Below are 16,793 nucleotides of genomic sequence, written 5' to 3'. Positions count from 1 at the left end.
TGAACATCTGCCGGAAACGCGACCTGAAACTTCCGTGTTTCAGGATATTGCGCAACCATTGCGAGCGAAGTTCCTCCAGGTACCCAGGGTATTGCCGAAGTTGAGTATCTACTCGAATTAAATCGCCATCACTTCGATAGCACTTATCTACACATCCATTGTCGCGCTGCGTTTTTCTTAAATGCCGGAAACATTTAGGAGCTTTCCTACATTCATCGCTGCCAATTGTTGGCATGCTGCACGCCGACCAAGGTAGCGTGCAGCCAATAACCAGGTGCAATCGCCAGCGGACAGCTCTGGATCAGTGGTCTCAGGGCCATCACATGAAGGCTTGAATATTAAAACGACATCAGGGGATCCCCTTACGTATATAGGGATATCTCCGATGGGCAATAAACAACAGTTCGTCTTGTTGTTTAATCAGATGCTTGCTAGTGGCCATCATTGTGATTACGATGCGCGCACTTGAAAGAGCACGAACTCAATTGGATGAGACTCATCGCAGCTCTTTGATACTGTCCCGCGCCGCTGAAATCTTCTTTTGGCGTATGACCGTAATCCTAAATAAAGGCCATGGATGTCCTACTCAAGCAAACTTTCCGCGCATTATCTCGAACTCGCAAAAGTCTCTGTTTCCAAAGAGAATTTCGCGGGCGAGGACGTTCGCTTTTCAAGCGAATATGAAGCGCTGGAAAGTGAGCTGGCGAAAGCCTCGTCCATGCACGAAAGCGGTCAGATCGACTGGCTGAAAATCCGTGAAACCAGCGAAAACCTGCTGCGTACCCAGTCCAAGGATTTGCGCGTTGGCGCCTGGCTGACCTGGGCGTTGTACCAGCGTGAATCGTTTCAAGGACTGCTGGCCGGTCTCGGTTTGCTGCACCATTTATCAGAAAATCACTGGGCCGAAGTCCACCCGAACAAGGCCCGAACCCGCGCCGCCGCGATCAGTTGGCTGGTGCCGCGTCTTGAGCAGGTGCTGACCGAAAACATCGCGATCAAAGAGCAGTTGCCGATGTTCCGGCGACTGGTCGAGCACCTTGAAGGCCTCGATGCCGCCTGCACCGAGCACTTGGGCGACGACGCGCCGCTGCTGCTGCCGATCTCCCGCCGCCTGAAAAACATGGTGCAGCGCGCCGCCGACAACCAGCCGGAACCCGGTGTGGTCGGCGCCGCAGTCGCCCAGGTCAAACAAGCCGCCACGCAGTTGTTCACCCCCGGCGCACCGATCGATAACGAAAAAGAAGCCCACAAGGCCCTGCGTGCCCAGCAAGAGAGCGCGCGGCCGTTGTGTGCCTGGTGGCTCAAGCAGAAAGCCACCGACCTGCGCGCCTTGCGCCTCAATCGCACATTGCTGTGGTTGCCCATCGACGCCGTCCCCGAGCGCAACGCCGAGCAAATCACCGTGCTGCGCGGCTTGCCGGCGGACAAGCTCAAGGCCTATCAGGACCGTTTCGACCAAGCGAAATACGCCGACCTGCTGGTGGAACTGGAGGCGAGCCTGGCGAAGGCGCCGTTCTGGTTCGATGGCCAGCGAATGGCCTGGGAATGCCTTCAGTCCTTGAACGCCGAGATGGCAATGCGCGAAGTGGAAATCCACTTCGCGCTTTTGATTCAGCGCCTGCCCGGCATCATCGAATTGCGTTACCACGATGGCGCGCCGTTCGCCGATCCGGCCACGCGTGCCTGGATCAGCGCCCACGTCATGCCGCACCTGCAAACCGCCAGTGCGCCGCGCAAGGTCGAAGTCGCTGACACTCAGCCGGCGTGGGAGCTGGCCCTCGAAGAAGTCCTGCCGATTCTGCGCAAGGACGGTCTCAAGGCTGCCGTGCAAATCCTCAAGCAGGGCCTGCAAAGTGCCCAGGGCGGACGCGTTCGATTCTTCTGGCAGTTCGCCCTCGCGCGGCTGTGTTTCATGGCCAAGAAATACGAACTGGCCAAGACCCAATTAGAGACCCTCGACCAAACACTACAGGACTCAGGCCTGAACGCCTGGGAGCCCGATCTTGCGCTGGAAGTGCTGCATTTACTGCATAGCTGCTGCGAGTTGTTGCCGCAGAACCATGCCGTACGTGAACGCAAGGAAGAGATTTATCGCAGGCTGTGCCACCTCGATCTCGAAGTGGTACTCGAATAGGCCCCCGGGCCACAACCGCAAGGAGAAAAGCCATGGCCAAAGAAGGCTCGGTAGCCCCCAAGGAACGCATCAACGTCACTTTCAAACCTGCCACCGGTGGTGCACAGGAAGAGATCGAACTGCCGTTGAAACTACTGGCAATCGGTGACTACACCCACCGCAAGGACGAACGCAAAGTCGAAGATCGCAAGCCGATCAGCATCGACAAGATGACCTTCGACGAAGTGCTGGCCAAGCAAGAGCTGAGCCTGACACTGAGCGTACCGAACCGTCTTCAGGAAGAAAGCGACACTGAAGAACTGGCCGTGAAACTGCGCGTCAACTCGATGAAGGACTTCAACCCGGCCAGCCTGGTCGAGCAAGTGCCTGAGCTGAAAAAACTGATGGAACTGCGCGACGCGCTGGTGGCCCTCAAAGGCCCGCTGGGCAACGCGCCTGCGTTCCGCAAAGCCATCGAAGGCGTGCTCGCCGACGACGAATCCCGCGGTCGCGTATTGGGTGAGCTGGGCTTGAACGCCGCCGCCCAGGACGCCTGAGCCCCTATCAGCCAAGGAAGCCAAGACAATGAGCACTAGCGCAGCACAGCAAAAGAGCAACGAGAACGGCGAATACAGCATTCTCGACAGCATCATCGCCGAAACCCGCCTGACCCCGGACGACGAAGCCTACGACATCGCCAAACGCGGTGTGTCTGCCTTCATCGAAGAGCTGCTCAAGCCGCAGAACAACGGTGAGCCGGTCAAGAAAGCCATGGTTGACCGCATGATCGCCGAGATCGATGCCAAGCTCAGCCGCCAGATGGACGAAATCCTCCACCACCCGGACTTCCAGTCGCTGGAATCGTCGTGGCGTGGCCTGCAGTTGCTGGTCGACCGCACCAACTTCCGCGAAAACATCAAGATCGAAATCCTCAACGTCTCCAAGGACGACCTGCTGGACGACTTCGAAGATTCGCCGGAAGTGATGCAATCGGGTCTGTACAAGCACATCTACACCGCTGAATACGGTCAGTTCGGTGGTCAGCCTGTGGGCGCGATCATCGCCAACTACTTCATGTCCCCGAGCTCGCCGGACGTGAAACTGATGCAGTACGTGTCCAGCGTTGCCTGCATGTCCCACGCGCCGTTCATTGCCGCGGCCGGCCCGAAATTCTTCGGCCTGGAAAGCTTCACCGGCCTGCCGGACCTGAAGGATCTGAAGGATCACTTCGAAGGCCCGCAATTCGCCAAATGGCAGAGCTTCCGCCAGTCGGAAGACTCCCGTTACGTTGGCCTGACCGTGCCGCGTTTCCTGCTGCGTAACCCGTACGACCCGGAAGACAACCCGGTCAAATCGTTCGTGTACAAGGAAACCGTCGCCAACAGCCACGAGCACTACCTGTGGGGCAACACCGCCTACGCGTTCGGCACCAAGTTGACCGACAGCTTCGCCAAGTTCCGCTGGTGCCCGAACATCATCGGCCCGCAAAGCGGTGGCGCGGTTGAAGACCTGCCGTTGCACCACTTCGAAAGCATGGGCGAAATCGAAACCAAGATTCCTACGGAAGTATTGGTTAGCGACCGTCGTGAATACGAACTGGCCGAGGAAGGTTTCATCTCCCTGACCATGCGCAAAGGCTCCGACAACGCGGCGTTCTTCTCCGCGAGCTCGGTGCAGAAGCCGAAGTTCTTCGGCATCAGCGCAGAAGGCAAGGCGGCAGAGCTGAACTACAAGCTCGGCACCCAACTGCCGTACATGATGATCGTCAACCGCCTGGCTCACTACTTGAAAGTGCTGCAGCGCGAGCAACTCGGTTCGTGGAAAGAACGTACCGACCTCGAGCTGGAACTCAACAAGTGGATCCGCCAGTACGTGGCCGACCAGGAAAACCCGAGCGCCGAAGTGCGTGGCCGTCGTCCGCTGCGTGCAGCCCAGATCATCGTCAGCGATGTCGAAGGCGAGCCTGGCTGGTACCGCGTCAGCCTGAACGTGCGCCCGCACTTCAAGTACATGGGTGCCGATTTCACCCTGTCGCTGGTTGGCAAGCTGGACAAAGAGTAAGAGGAGCCTGAGTCATGACTGGATACGGCAGCCTTTTCGAACGCCTGGGTGGCGACGCGGACAAACGCGTCGGCTGGAGCCGCGAGGTTTCCGCCATGGCGTCCGTGGCTGCCCATCTGGCCAAGATGCTCAGCACCCGTGCGGGCAGCGTGCAAACGCTGTCCGATTACGGGCTACCCGATCTCAATGACATGCGTCTGAGCCTGCACGACTCCCTGAGTCAGGCCCGTCTGGCCATCGAAAATTTCATCGAAGCCTACGAGCCACGCCTGAGCAATGTGCATGTCATCTCCCTGCCGCGTGACCACGATCAGCTTCGCCTGTCCTTCAGCATCGAAGGCCTGCTGGAAGTTGATGGTTTCAAGCGTCAGGTCAGTTTCGCCGCGCGCCTGGATGGCAGCGGTCAAGTGAAGGTCAACTAAGGAGATTCGTATGTCCGGCAAACCCGCAGCACGTGTATCCGACCCCACCGCTTGCCCGCTCCCCGGCCACGGCACCAACCCGATCGTCGCCGGTTCCGGCGACGTGTTCTTCGACGGCCTCGCGGCCGCCCGCCAAGGCGATGCCTCGGCGTGTGGTGGTGCGATGTCGGGCGGGTTGGCGACGACGGTTTTGATTAACGGAAAACCGGCCGCCACGGTGGATTCCGTCGGGACTCATGGCAACAAGGTTACGGCCGGGTCCGGGACGGTGATTATCGGGAATTCGCATTCGCCGGTGCCGTTTGTGGCGCCGTTGCCGGTGGAGATTCAGTGGCCGTTTAACGAGCACTACGTGATCAATTGCCAGGACACCGGGAAGCCGTTGGCTGGAGTTGCATACAGTTTCAAAACAGCCTCGGGAAAAATAATCAGTGGTGTCACAGGCGCCGACGGCAAGACGCAGAAAATTTCGTCATCGGAAGCTGAACCCTATGAACTGATTATTGAGCAACAATCTGAAGTTGTAATTGGATAATGTAATTAAGGGGTTTTGAGATGGCGGATACAAAAATAGCTTCAAGTCTGACACCAGCCAGTAATCAAGCTGGTAAGTCTGCAGCTGTCCGTCAATTTAAAATCACAGATATTCCTGATGCCATGGACAAGATGAAGTGGCCTGTCGCTGCAAAACTAATGCAGCATTGGTTTAATGGTAAGCCATGGCCAACCGCTGACGGCGCGATGAGTAAAGAAGTTAAAGATCATGTCGTTCTTCCTAAAGATCCTTATGTAGAGGACGCCATTGTAAAGATGGCCTGGCTGAATCAATTCGAACCGGCTAAGGCCGTTATTAAAGAGTTGAGATCTGTTTGGAATAATCCTGCCGCACAGAAAAATATAAGCGATAAAATCAAGTCGAAATATCTCGGGAAAGCTCCTGGGGTTTATCCGTTCAAGTTCGATGGCAGTGCTAGAAAGGTAGAAGAGTTCGGATACAGTAACAATCGGGCAGTTAAGTTTGGGCTGATAGAAAAGACCGATGAACTCAGAGCGGCTCTAGCAAACTTTAACGTCCGTGTTTTTCCGGAAGGTAAGGTAATCATTTCTGTTGATAGTATTCAGCTCTTTGCTGATCGTATTGGGTTTTACGTTGAAGATGCGTACGACTTCAATGATGCGCCGGATGACAATTTTAGTCAGCCACTGGGCTACTGGAACTTTGATGGTATAGCCAACCCAGCCTACGCAACGGCAGCAAATGCAGGCATGGCGCAGATGAAGTCGGATATGACATCGAATCCGTTTCTGGACCCACAAGACGCTCAAAAAATGTTCAAAGAGTTAGATGAGTCACGATATTTTTATATATCCAACTCTCATTTCGTGAAGTATCGAGCTGACTTTGGTAAGGGTGGTGATTTTCAGGTTCTTTCTGATGTGCAGTATGAGTCTGTTCCGCTCACAGTTATAAATGTTTGGAATAAATGATGGGCAGCCTTGGCTCGGTTGAAGTTTTGATTTATTTTGGTGCTAGAAATAATGCATATATTTAAGAAAAAACTGGTTTGGTCTATTAGCTTTGCTCTGGTGGCGTCACTTGCGTTGCTGATTTATTGTGTTAACGCAATGTTAGGGTATCCAGCAAGTACAACCCAAGTTAGTCCTTCTGGCCGATATGTAATGGAAAATGTTCGTGTCGGGAAAATTTTTATGTTGGGTGGCATGGCGTATTTAAGAGTTATGGATACGCAGGAGCCAGGAAAAACCTACCGAACCCCATTGTATGATACTCAGTCGCTAGATATGCGCGCGTTCGAAGATGAGGCCGAAGTCGGTATTACTTGGATCTATTTCGATCGAAAAAACAAGACGTTCACCATTTCCATGCCGCAATGGGAAGAAAGCTGGCTAAATATGTTTATCAGTAATACCCCGTACAAAGTGTTGGAAAACTAATGCTTGGTCTAAGGAAGGGCGATGCTCTGTGCAGGTGCGCGGATAGAAAACGCCTGCCCCTAACTTTGCTCATCGCATTCCTGAGCTCCATTGGGCTGCTGGCGATTTTGGTTTTGTTTGCGGTGTTGTTGCGTATGGAGCGGTCTGTCGCCCCAACTTTGATTGCTCATCCCAATGCGCTTTGGGTGGGTGGCGAGGATGGTGGGGTGTTTGTCGAAATAGCGAAATCCGAGGCGCCGAATTATTACGTGCAGGTTCGTCATGAGAATGGCGATATTTGGTCGGAGGGTTGGATTCGATTCGGCACGAAAGAGGGGTTTCCTCTAAGCACCGCCGGTATTACAGGGTTTGATGGCGAACAACTTTACTTGCACACCAGCACGACGATTGCACCTGAAAAAGCGAGAGGTCGGTAGGCATGAACTTCTACACCCGCTTTGCCATGTGCCTCTCTTTCCACGCCGCTGGATGCCTCGCTTACGCGTTCCTGAACGACGCGGTTGTACATGCCTACAAGCATCTGAACGGCGGATTCACTTCGCACGGTGTTGCAATCGGCATGGCCAGTTACGCGCTGTTCTACATCTTCCTGGGTGTGAATCTGGTTGCCGCGTTGATTCCGAGCCTCATCGCCAAGCTTGTGATCCTGGCTCTGATGGTGGGATTCATCTTGCTCTGGATGCTGCCAGAGAATCCGTTAAGAGCTTTGTTTTACGGCGTGGCCCAAGGCTGCGTCACATTGCTGGCAATCCTCGCCACTCAAGTCATCGAGTTGCGTTGGGCATTGCGAAATGCGGCTAGCCGTACCCAGCCGATTCAGCCTGAGGGGACTACGCAATGATCAGGTCGGGTATCGAGCGCATTCCAAAATGCGAAAAGGGGACGGTCCCTACCACTCCCAATCCAAATTTTTTCAGGGCGGCGCTCTGGTCTCCGCTCTTGGTGATGTTGTCTTTGATACTGGTCGAGCAGGGCACCGGATACGCGTCGGTTCTGGACTGGCAACAAATGCTGTTGATCTACGTTCTCTCATTCGGAATCCCGGCCTACATCGCCTTTGCCCTGTGGGCGACGCGAGTAATGAACGGGAAAACCGAACAGCAAATTTTGAGAAGTGTGTGGCGCGCACCGTTGATGTTCATCCCTTTTTACGCCGCCCCATGGGTGATTTATGGATTGGCCCATGTGTTTTTGGGGAGCCTCGCCGGGTTCCCGATGATGTTTGGCTGGCTGGCTTTTCTGCCGTACCTGTTCATCGCCGGTTACGTAGTTGCCGGTCTGACAGTCGCGCTCTACAGGACAGTTTTTTCATGAGATCCAACACCAGGAAGGTACCCCGTGTCCTTTAACCACTACTACCAAAGCGAACTCACCGCACTGCGCCAGTTAGGCCGCCGTTTCGCCGAGCGTAGCCCGGCGTTGGCGCCTTTCCTCGGCCAGGCCGGGCGGGATCCGGACGTGGAGCGGTTGCTGGAAGGTTTTGCGTTCCTGACCGGGCGCCTGCGTCAGAAGCTCGACGACGAACTCCCTGAGCTCAGCCATTCGCTGATGCAATTGCTATGGCCCAACTACATGCGCCCGCTGCCGGCGTTCAGCATTTTGCAGTTCGACCCGCTCAAGCGTTCCGGCCCGGCGCTGAAGGTCGATCGTGATACACCGATTGAAAGCGTTCCGATTGAAGACGTGCGTTGCCGTTTCCGCACCTGCTACCCGACCGAAGTCCAGGCACTGGATCTGGCCGCGCTGACGTACTCGGTGAAGGGCGACGGTTCGCTGTTGAGCCTGCGCCTGGAGATGAGCGCCGACGGTCATCTCGGTGAGCTGGAATTGAGCCGCTTGCGCCTGCACTTCGCCGGCGAGCGGTACATCAGCCAGATGCTGTACCTGAGCCTGTTGCGCAATCTGGAAGGCATCGAGTTGATCCCGCTGGATAGCGCCGGCAAGCCGATCAATGGCGTCAACGGCACACCGATGGCGTTCAAGATGCCCGGCGACCGGGTGCAACCGGTGGGTTTTGCCGAAGAAGAAGCGTTGATTCCGTATCCGCTGAACACCTTCCGTGGCTATCGCTACCTGCAAGAGTATTTCGCCTTCCAGGACAAGTTCCTGTTCGTCGACGTCAACGGTCTGGACATTCTCAAGGCGCTGCCGGAAGACACGCTGAAGCAGATGCGCGGCCTGGAGTTGCGCTTTGATATTCGCAAGAGCGGCATCCTGCGCATGCGTCCGACCCTGGACAACGTGAAGCTGTACTGCACGCCGATCGTCAACCTGTTCAAGCACGATGCGTTACCGATTCGCCTCGACGGCAAGCAGGACGAATACCTGCTGTTGCCCGCCGAATACGACCTGGAAAACTGCGGTGTGTTTTCGGTGGAAAGCGTCACTGGCTGGAAGCCCGGCGGTCTCGGTTATCAGGAATACGTGCCGTTCGAATCCTTCGAGCACGACCCGAGTTTCGACGTGCCCACCAGCCGTCCGCACTACAGCATTCGCCAGCGTTCATCGCTGTTGCATGACGGCCTCGACACTTACCTGAGCTTCGGCATCCGCCATACCGAAGCCCACGAAACCCTGTCGATCGAGCTGATGTGCACCAACCAGAACCTGCCGAAAAAACTCAAGCTCGGCGACATCAGCCAAGCCTGTGAAGAGACGCCGGAGTTCCTCAGTTTCCGCAACATCACCCCGGCGACCCCGAGTTATGCGCCACCGCTGAATCGCGACTTCCTGTGGAAGCTGATCAGCAACATGTCGCTTAACTACCTGTCATTGGCCGACGTCAATGCGTTGAAGGTGATTCTCGAAACCTACGACCTGCCGCGCTACTACGACCAGCACGCGGAGAAGGTCAGCAAACGCCTGCTCGGTGGGCTCAAGTCGATCAAACACCAACACGTCGACCGCCTGCATCGCGGCTTGCCGGTGCGCGGGTTGCGCACCGAGCTGACCATCGACCCGGAAGGCTACATCGGCGAAGGCGACCTGTTCGTGTTCGCTTCGGTTCTTAACGAGTTTTTCGCGCTTTACGCCAGTCTCAATTCGTACCACGAGCTGCGGGTAAAAAGCACACAGGGAGAGGTGTACCAATGGACACCACGTATGGGCCTTCAGCCGCTGCTTTAAGCGGACTGACCCGAGGAATACGCGAGTACTCGCTGTTTCAGGCCGTGCTGCTGGTGGTTGACCGGCTGCGCGAGGCCCACCCGCACCTGAGTCAGGACGATTTGTACGACCAGCTGGAATTCCAGGCCAACCCGAGCCTGGGTTTCCCTGGCAGCGATGTCGATCGCGTGGAGTTTTTCCACGAGCATGGGCAGATGCGCGCGCGCCTGCGTTTCAACCTGATCGGCCTGGTCGGTTCCGGTTCGCCGCTGCCGGCGTTCTACGGCGAACAGGCCCTGGGCGACAGCGAAGACGGCAACCCGACCCGCAACTTCCTCGACCTGTTCCACCATCGCCTGCAACGGTTGATGCTGCCGATCTGGCGCAAATACCGCTACCGCGCAAGCTTCGAGAGCGGCGCGCTCGATCCGTTCTCTTCGCAGCTTTTTGCATTGATTGGCCTGGGTGGCGAAGAGATCCGCAAGGCCGGCGAACTGAACTGGAAACGCCTGCTGCCGTACCTCGGCTTGCTCAGTTTGCGGGCGCACTCGGCGGCGCTGATCGAAGCCGTGCTGCGTTACTACTTCAAGCACGCCGAGCTGACCATCGAGCAATGCATCGAGCGCCGCGTGGAAATCCTCGACGAGCAGCGCAATCGTTTGGGCCGCGCCAACAGCCTGCTCGGCGAAGACCTGGTGCTGGGCGAACACGTGCGCGACCGCAGCGGCAAATTCCGCATTCACATCCGCGAACTCGACTGGCAACGCTTTCACGAATTCCTGCCCATCGGTTTCGGCTACCAGCCGTTGTGCGCGCTGGTGCGTTTCACCCTGCGTGACCCGCTCGATTACGACATTCGCCTGGTGTTGCGCCACGAAGAAATCCCGGAACTGCGCATCGGTGAGCAGAACGCCTGTCGCTTGGGTTGGACCAGTTGGCTGGGCCGCGAAAAAGCGGACGGCGTGGTCACCCTGGGCAGCAAAATTCATTAAGGACAGATGACCAATGATCAACGTAGACCTGCAACAACTTATCCAGGCGCTGGACGCCGAAACCCGTCGTGACCTGGAAAGTTCTGCCGAACGCTGCGTCGCCCGTGGCGGCAGCAAGATCCTCGTCGAAGACTTGCTGCTTGGCCTGCTGGAGCGCCCGCAAGGCCTGCTCGCACGCGCGCTGCAAGATGCCGAAGTGGATGCCGGTGAACTGAGCGCCGCCCTGCAATCGCGGGTCGAGCACAGCGCCTCGCGCAACCCGGTGTTTGCCCCGGAACTGGTGCAATGGCTGCAGGATGCCTTGCTGGTGGCCAACCTCGAACTGGGCCAGACCCAGGTCGAACAGGCCGCGCTGATCCTCGCCCTGCTGCGCAACCCGATGCGCTACGCCGGCAGCCGTTACCAGGCGTTGTTGGCCAAACTGAACATTGATCGCCTGAAAGAATTCGCCCTGTCGCAGAAAGAACAACCGGCCACCGGCAAACCCGCCGTGCCGGGCGAATCGCTGCTGCAGCGTTTCACGCACAACCTGACCCAACAGGCCCGCGACGGCAAACTCGACCCGGTGCTGTGCCGCGATGGCGCGATCCGGCAGATGGTCGACATCCTCGCCCGTCGCCGCAAGAACAACCCGATCGTGGTCGGTGAAGCCGGTGTGGGTAAAACCGCCATCGTCGAAGGCCTGGCCTCGCGCATTGCTGCCGGTGAAGTGCCGCAAGTCCTGAAAGGCGTCGAATTGCTGTCGCTGGACATGGGCCTGCTGCAGGCCGGCGCCAGCGTCAAAGGTGAATTCGAACGTCGCCTCAAGGGTGTGATCGACGAAGTCAAAGCCTCGCCGAAACCGATCATCCTGTTCATCGACGAAGCCCACACGCTGATCGGCGCGGGCGGCAATGCCGGCGGTTCCGACGCGGCCAACCTGCTGAAACCGGCGCTGGCCCGTGGCGAACTGCGCACCATCGCGGCGACCACTTGGGCCGAGTACAAAAAATACTTCGAGAAAGACCCGGCGCTGGCCCGTCGTTTCCAACCGGTGCAACTGCACGAGCCGACCGTCAGCGAAGCAGTGACCATCCTCCGTGGTTTGGCTCAGGTGTACGAGAAGAGCCACGGCATCTACCTGCGCGATGACGCCGTCGTCTCCGCTGCTGAACTGTCTGCCCGTTACCTTGCCGGTCGCCAACTGCCGGACAAAGCCGTCGACGTACTCGACACCGCGTGCGCCCGCGTGCGCATCAGCCTCGCCGCCGCGCCGGAAAGCCTTGAGCGCTTGCGTGGCGAACTGGCCGAAGGCGGTCGTCAACGTCAGGCCCTGCGCCGTGATGCCGAAGCCGGTTTGCTGATCGATCACGAGGCGCTGGAAGCACTGGAAGCGCGGCTGGAAGAAGCTGAAGACGAAAGGGCGGCGCTGGAAACCCTGTGGACTGAACAGAAAGAACTCGCCGAACGCCTGTTGGACCTGCGCCAGCAACTGGCCAAGGCGCGTGAAGCCGCTGCTGTCGAACCCAACGTCACGGTTGAAGAAGACGCCGAAGGCTCCGTCATCGAAACCCTGCCGGTCGACGAAGCGCAAAGCGTCGCATCGCTGGAAGCCGCACTCAACGACACGCACAAAGCGCTGACCGAACTGCAAGTCAAAGAACGTCTGGTGAGCTTCGAAGTCTGCCCGCGTCTGGTCGCCGAAGTGATCAGCGCCTGGACCGGCGTGCCATTGGCGCAATTGGCCCGTGAGCACAACGCCAAGGTCGCGAGCTTCGCCACCGACCTGCGCACGCGCATCCGTGGTCAGGAGCAAGCCGTTCACGCACTGGACCGCTCGATGCGCGCCACCGCTGCCGGCCTCAACAAACCGGACGCGCCAGTGGGCGTGTTCCTGCTGGTCGGCCCGAGCGGCGTCGGCAAAACCGAAACCGCGCTGGCCCTGGCTGATCTGCTCTACGGCGGTGATCGTTTCATCACCACCATCAACATGTCCGAGTTCCAGGAGAAGCACACCGTCTCGCGCCTGATCGGTGCGCCACCGGGCTACGTCGGTTATGGCGAGGGCGGCATGCTCACCGAAGCTGTGCGCCAGAAACCGTACTCGGTGGTGCTGCTCGATGAAGTCGAGAAGGCCGACCCGGACGTGCTCAACCTGTTCTACCAAATCTTCGACAAAGGTGTGGCCAACGACGGCGAAGGGCGCGAGATCGACTTCCGCAATACGCTGATCCTGATGACCTCGAACCTGGGCAGCGACCGCATCAGCGAACTCTGTGAAAACGGTGCGCGGCCGACCGCCGAAGTGCTCGAAGAAACCATCCGCCCGGTCCTCAGCAAACACTTCAAACCAGCGCTGCTGGCGCGGATGCGCGTGGTGCCTTACTACCCGGTCGGCGGCCCGGTGCTGCGCGAGCTGATCGAAATCAAACTCGGCCGTTTGGGCGAGCGCCTGAACCGACGTCAGCTGGACTTCACTTACTCCCAGGACCTCGTCGATCACCTGGCCGAACGCTGCACCCAAAGCGACAGCGGCGCGCGCCTGATTGACCATTTGCTCGACCTGCACGTGCTGCCGCTGGTGGCCGACCGCTTGCTCGACGCGATGGCCACCGGTGAAAGCCTCAAGCGTGTGCATGCCACGCTCGACGGTGACGCCAGCGTGACCTGCGAGTTCGCCTGAGGTGGGTGTGATGTTCACTCGAGTGCCGCAACCGCTGGTGTATGCCGAAGCCTTGCTGGCGCAGTTCGCCAGCCTGTCGCGCGCGGCGGACGGCGCTGCGCTGCTGGGTGACTTCGTGCGCGGTCTGGCCGAGCTCAGCGGTTGCGAACTGACACAGCTGTACTTGCTGGACGCGACCCACACGTGCCTGGGAATGAATGCCGAGTGCCTGAACGGTATCCTGCAACCCCGGGAAGCGGCGAGCCTGCCGGCGGATTACAACGGTGAACAGCTGTTGCAATTCGCCCTGTGCCAGAACCGTGTGGTGAGCCTCAGCGAACTGAGCGGCAGCCTGCACGAAACCAGTTTCCTGCCGCCCCAGGCCACGCCTTGGCAGTCGTTGCTATGCGTGCCGTTGGTCAATCAGCAGAAGTCGGTTGAAGGCTTGCTGCTGTGCGCCAGTCGCCGGCACATCGACCTGCAAGGCTTTGCCGATTCCCTCGGTCAGTTGGGCTCGTTCGTGCTCGGCCAACTGCACTTGCTGCAACGTTTGCGTCAGCCGACCGGTGTTTCGCGGCCAGCGCCGGTCAGTGTGCCGAGCGCCAGCGGTTACGGTTTGATCGGTAAAAGCTCGGCCATGCGCCAGACCTATTCGCTGATCAGCAAAGTCCTGCACAGCCCGTACACCGTGCTGTTGCGCGGTGAGACCGGCACCGGCAAGGAAGTGGTCGCGCGCGCCATTCATGATTGCGGGCCGCGCCGCTCCCAGGCGTTTATCGTGCAGAACTGCGCGGCGTTCCCCGAGAACCTGCTGGAAAGCGAACTGTTCGGCTACCGCAAAGGCGCCTTCACCGGCGCTGACCGCGACCGCGCCGGGCTGTTCGACGCGGCCAACGGCGGCACCTTGCTGCTCGATGAAATCGGCGACATGCCGTTGTCGCTGCAAGCCAAGTTGCTGCGCGTGTTGCAGGAAGGCGAGATCCGCCCGTTGGGTTCCAACGACACGCACAAGATCGACGTGCGCATCATCGCCGCGACGCACCGGGATTTGTCGGTGCTGGTCAGCGAAGGCAAATTTCGCGAGGACTTGTACTACCGCCTCGCGCAATTTCCGATCGAGTTGCCGGCCCTGCGTCAGCGCGAAGGCGACATCCTCGACCTGGCGCGGCACTTTGCTGAAAAGGCTTGTTCGTTCCTGCAACGCGATGCGGTGCGGTGGTCCGATGCGGCGCTGGATCACCTGTCCGGTTATGCCTTTCCCGGCAACGTGCGCGAACTCAAAGGCCTGGTCGAACGCGCTGTTCTGTTGTGCGAGGGCGGCGAGTTGCTGGCCGAGCATTTCTCCCTGCGCATGGAAGCCATGCCGGAAGACAACAGCCTGAACCTGCGCGAACGCCTGGAACAGGTCGAACGCAGCCTGCTGCTCGATTGCCTGCGCAAAAACGACGGCAACCAGACCCTCGCCGCCCGCGAACTCGGCCTGCCACGACGCACGCTGCTGTACCGCCTCGGCCGCTTGAATATCAACCTGGGCGACTTCGATGGGTAGGCAAATGACCGTCGATTTCACCTCAACCGCTTTTAACAGCGCCGCCCAATCGGGCCGGCGCTTTGTGCTTTGTCTATCCCTGGAGACCCTCTGATGCCTGTTCGTCACTGGCAAGCCGTCCTGCTGACCCTCGTCGTTTTATGCGGCCTCGGCGGCTGTAGCGGCAATTACAAATACAACGACAACACCTATCGCCCATTGGGTGATCCGCAGGCGGTCAATCGCGGCAAGTGACCGCAAGGAGTATCACCATGGAACTAGTTTTCGAAATGCTCAACACCAAGCAATTCGTGCCCACGGACTTGTGCCAAAAGACCTTTAAACAGGCCGGTGGCGTGATTGGTCGGGGCGAGGATTGTGACTGGATCATCCCGGATCGCAAGCGGCACCTATCCAACCATCACGCGTTGATCAGCTACCGCGAAGGCACGTTTTTCCTGACCGATACCAGCAGCAACGGTATCCAGAACAGCGAAAGCGGTGCACGCCTGCGCAAGGGCGAAGCCATGCGTATCGAGCACGGCAGCGTCTATGTGCTGGGTGATTTCGAGATCCGCGCGCGGCTGGTGCGTGACCCGGCGACCTTCGACGTCGAAGTCGGCCGTCCGCAAGCGGCAGGCAGCATCATTCCGGATGACGCGTTCCTCGACCTCGACCCACTCAATGCACTGGATCAGCAAGAACGCGTGTATTCGGAAATCGAGCAATTGATCTCCCCGAGCACCACGATCGAAGACTCCCGTCAGCGCGCCGACTACGCCCGTATCGACATGGAAAGCCTGATGGTCCCGGAGCTGATCAACGCCCCGGTCGAACCTGCTCCGGCCCCAGCGCCGAAAGCGGTCGAACGTCAGAGCGAAGGCTTCTGGGAGCATTTCGGCGCCGCGCTGGGCGTGGACCTCAAAGGCCTCGACCACGACGCCCGCGAAGCCCTGGCGCTGAACGCGGCACGCTTGCTCAAGCAAAGCGTCGGCGGTTTGCAGCAGAGCCTGCGCACCCGCAGCGAACTGAAAAACGAACTGCGGCTGGCCCAGACCACCGTGCAAGGCTCGCAAAAGAACCCGCTGAAATTCGCCGTCGATGCCGGTGAAGCGCTGGGTATTTTGTTGCAGCCGAACAAGCCGGGCCAGTTGCCGGCCGAGCAAGCAATCTCCCGCGCGTTCCGCGATTTGCAGGCGCATCAAGTGGCCTTGCTGACCGCCAGCCGCGCTGCCGTTCGCGGCACGCTGGAGCACTTTTCGCCGCAGCAATTGACCCTGCGTTTCGAGCGCGACAACAAGCCGTTGCTCGCCACCTCCGGCAGTCGCTGGAGAGCCTACGGTCGTTATCACCAGGCCCTGCGTCAGGACGATGACTGGAGCGAACGCCTGCTGGCCCGCGACTTCGCTCAGGCTTACGAAGAGCAGATCCGCCTGATTTCCACCCTACACACCGACCACCAAGGATGATGCGCATGTCTCGCTGCTCGACCGCTTTTTTCAAGACGCTGACGGCGCTCATGGCCCTGGTGCTGTTGGCCGGCTGCTCGTCGCTGTCGCCGTACTCGAAAGTCACCAAGCTCAACCTGAAACTGACCGCCAGCGATCAGCTGAACCCGGACCTCAACGGGCGTCCGTCGCCGATTGTCGTGCGTCTGTTCGAGCTCAAGCACCCGGTGACGTTCGAAAACGCCGACTTCTTCAGTCTGTATGAACGCGCCAAGGAATCCCTGGCCCCAGACCTGGTGGCCAGCGAAGAACTCGAGCTGCGCCCCGGCGAAACCGTTGAGCTGAAACTCAGCGTGGAGGAGGGCAGCCGCTACGTTGGCGTACTCGCCGCCTACCGCGACCTGCCGGAAACCAAATGGCGCTACACCGTGCAAATCACCCCGGTGGAAGTCACCGACGCTGACCTGACGCTCGATCAGGCCGGTATCCGCAGCAGCCTCGAAACGCTCGCCAAGGCGGATGACTGA

The 16,793-nt window shown here is 58.7% G+C and carries 17 protein-coding genes; all 17 read left to right on the top strand.

Annotated elements, in window-relative coordinates; all coding sequences use genetic code 11:
- Positions 1-577: 577 nt before the first annotated feature.
- The 17 genes from tssA to tssJ all read left to right on the top strand — a co-directional run bounded on the left by tssA (position 578) and on the right by tssJ (position 16,793).
- A complete protein-coding gene (gene tssA, locus BK660_RS09790; RefSeq protein ID WP_123433144.1) occupies positions 578-2,134 on the top strand; it encodes a type VI secretion system protein TssA in 1,557 nt (518 codons plus the stop codon).
- A gap of 32 nt (positions 2,135-2,166) precedes the next feature.
- Complete coding sequence (tssB, locus tag BK660_RS09785) at positions 2,167-2,670, top strand: type VI secretion system contractile sheath small subunit (RefSeq protein WP_027926311.1); 504 nt, start codon at positions 2,167-2,169, stop codon at positions 2,668-2,670.
- Positions 2,671-2,698: 28 nt separating this feature from the next.
- Complete coding sequence (gene tssC / locus BK660_RS09780; RefSeq protein ID WP_027926312.1) at positions 2,699-4,174, top strand: type VI secretion system contractile sheath large subunit; 1,476 nt, start codon at positions 2,699-2,701, stop codon at positions 4,172-4,174.
- Between the two features lie 14 nt (positions 4,175-4,188).
- The gene (gene tssE, locus BK660_RS09775; protein ID WP_027926313.1) at positions 4,189-4,596 is read left to right on the top strand and encodes a type VI secretion system baseplate subunit TssE; all 408 of its coding nucleotides are present in this window, start codon (positions 4,189-4,191) and stop codon (positions 4,594-4,596) included.
- Between the two features lie 10 nt (positions 4,597-4,606).
- Positions 4,607-5,131, top strand: a complete 525-nt coding sequence (locus BK660_RS09770; protein WP_123433143.1) for a PAAR domain-containing protein — start codon at positions 4,607-4,609, stop codon at positions 5,129-5,131.
- Between the two features lie 20 nt (positions 5,132-5,151).
- The gene (locus tag BK660_RS09765) at positions 5,152-6,084 is read left to right on the top strand and encodes a DUF6402 family protein (protein WP_123433142.1); all 933 of its coding nucleotides are present in this window, start codon (positions 5,152-5,154) and stop codon (positions 6,082-6,084) included.
- Positions 6,085-6,135: 51 nt separating this feature from the next.
- On the top strand, positions 6,136-6,552 hold the full coding sequence (locus BK660_RS32440) for a hypothetical protein (RefSeq protein ID WP_148057435.1): 417 nt from the start codon (positions 6,136-6,138) through the stop codon (positions 6,550-6,552).
- A 65-nt stretch (positions 6,553-6,617) separates the two neighbouring features.
- Positions 6,618-6,968 (top strand): hypothetical protein, encoded by a 351-nt coding sequence (locus BK660_RS09755; protein WP_259698497.1) that lies wholly within the window; start codon positions 6,618-6,620, stop codon positions 6,966-6,968.
- A gap of 2 nt (positions 6,969-6,970) precedes the next feature.
- Complete coding sequence (locus BK660_RS09750; protein WP_123433140.1) at positions 6,971-7,393, top strand: hypothetical protein; 423 nt, start codon at positions 6,971-6,973, stop codon at positions 7,391-7,393.
- Positions 7,390-7,866: a hypothetical protein gene (locus BK660_RS09745; protein WP_259698496.1), complete on the top strand. Its 477-nt coding sequence runs from the start codon at positions 7,390-7,392 to the stop codon at positions 7,864-7,866. Before BK660_RS09750 ends, BK660_RS09745 begins: the two co-directional genes overlap by 4 nt.
- 24 nt (positions 7,867-7,890) lie before the next feature.
- Entirely contained in the window at positions 7,891-9,678 is a 1,788-nt protein-coding gene (gene tssF, locus BK660_RS09740; RefSeq protein WP_123433139.1) for a type VI secretion system baseplate subunit TssF, read from the top strand.
- Entirely contained in the window at positions 9,642-10,649 is a 1,008-nt protein-coding gene (gene tssG / locus BK660_RS09735; protein ID WP_027926318.1) for a type VI secretion system baseplate subunit TssG, read from the top strand. Before tssF ends, tssG begins: the two co-directional genes overlap by 37 nt.
- 13 nt (positions 10,650-10,662) lie before the next feature.
- Positions 10,663-13,311 carry a type VI secretion system ATPase TssH gene (gene tssH / locus BK660_RS09730; RefSeq protein WP_123433138.1) on the top strand — a complete coding sequence of 883 codons (2,649 nt, stop codon included), beginning with the start codon at positions 10,663-10,665 and terminating at the stop codon, positions 13,309-13,311.
- A gap of 10 nt (positions 13,312-13,321) precedes the next feature.
- Complete coding sequence (locus BK660_RS09725; RefSeq protein WP_123433137.1) at positions 13,322-14,839, top strand: sigma-54 interaction domain-containing protein; 1,518 nt, start codon at positions 13,322-13,324, stop codon at positions 14,837-14,839.
- A 93-nt stretch (positions 14,840-14,932) separates the two neighbouring features.
- Positions 14,933-15,073, top strand: a complete 141-nt coding sequence (locus BK660_RS09720; protein ID WP_007894589.1) for a hypothetical protein — start codon at positions 14,933-14,935, stop codon at positions 15,071-15,073.
- Between the two features lie 17 nt (positions 15,074-15,090).
- Positions 15,091-16,287 carry a type VI secretion system-associated FHA domain protein TagH gene (gene tagH / locus BK660_RS09715; protein WP_123433136.1) on the top strand — a complete coding sequence of 399 codons (1,197 nt, stop codon included), beginning with the start codon at positions 15,091-15,093 and terminating at the stop codon, positions 16,285-16,287.
- Between the two features lie 5 nt (positions 16,288-16,292).
- On the top strand, positions 16,293-16,793 hold the full coding sequence (gene tssJ / locus BK660_RS09710) for a type VI secretion system lipoprotein TssJ (RefSeq protein WP_123433135.1): 501 nt from the start codon (positions 16,293-16,295) through the stop codon (positions 16,791-16,793).

Source organism: Pseudomonas brassicacearum, from assembly GCF_003732265.1.
Classification (GTDB): Bacteria; Pseudomonadota; Gammaproteobacteria; order Pseudomonadales; family Pseudomonadaceae; genus Aquipseudomonas; species Aquipseudomonas brassicacearum_D.
This window is presented reverse-complemented; position numbering and strand designations above follow the sequence as displayed.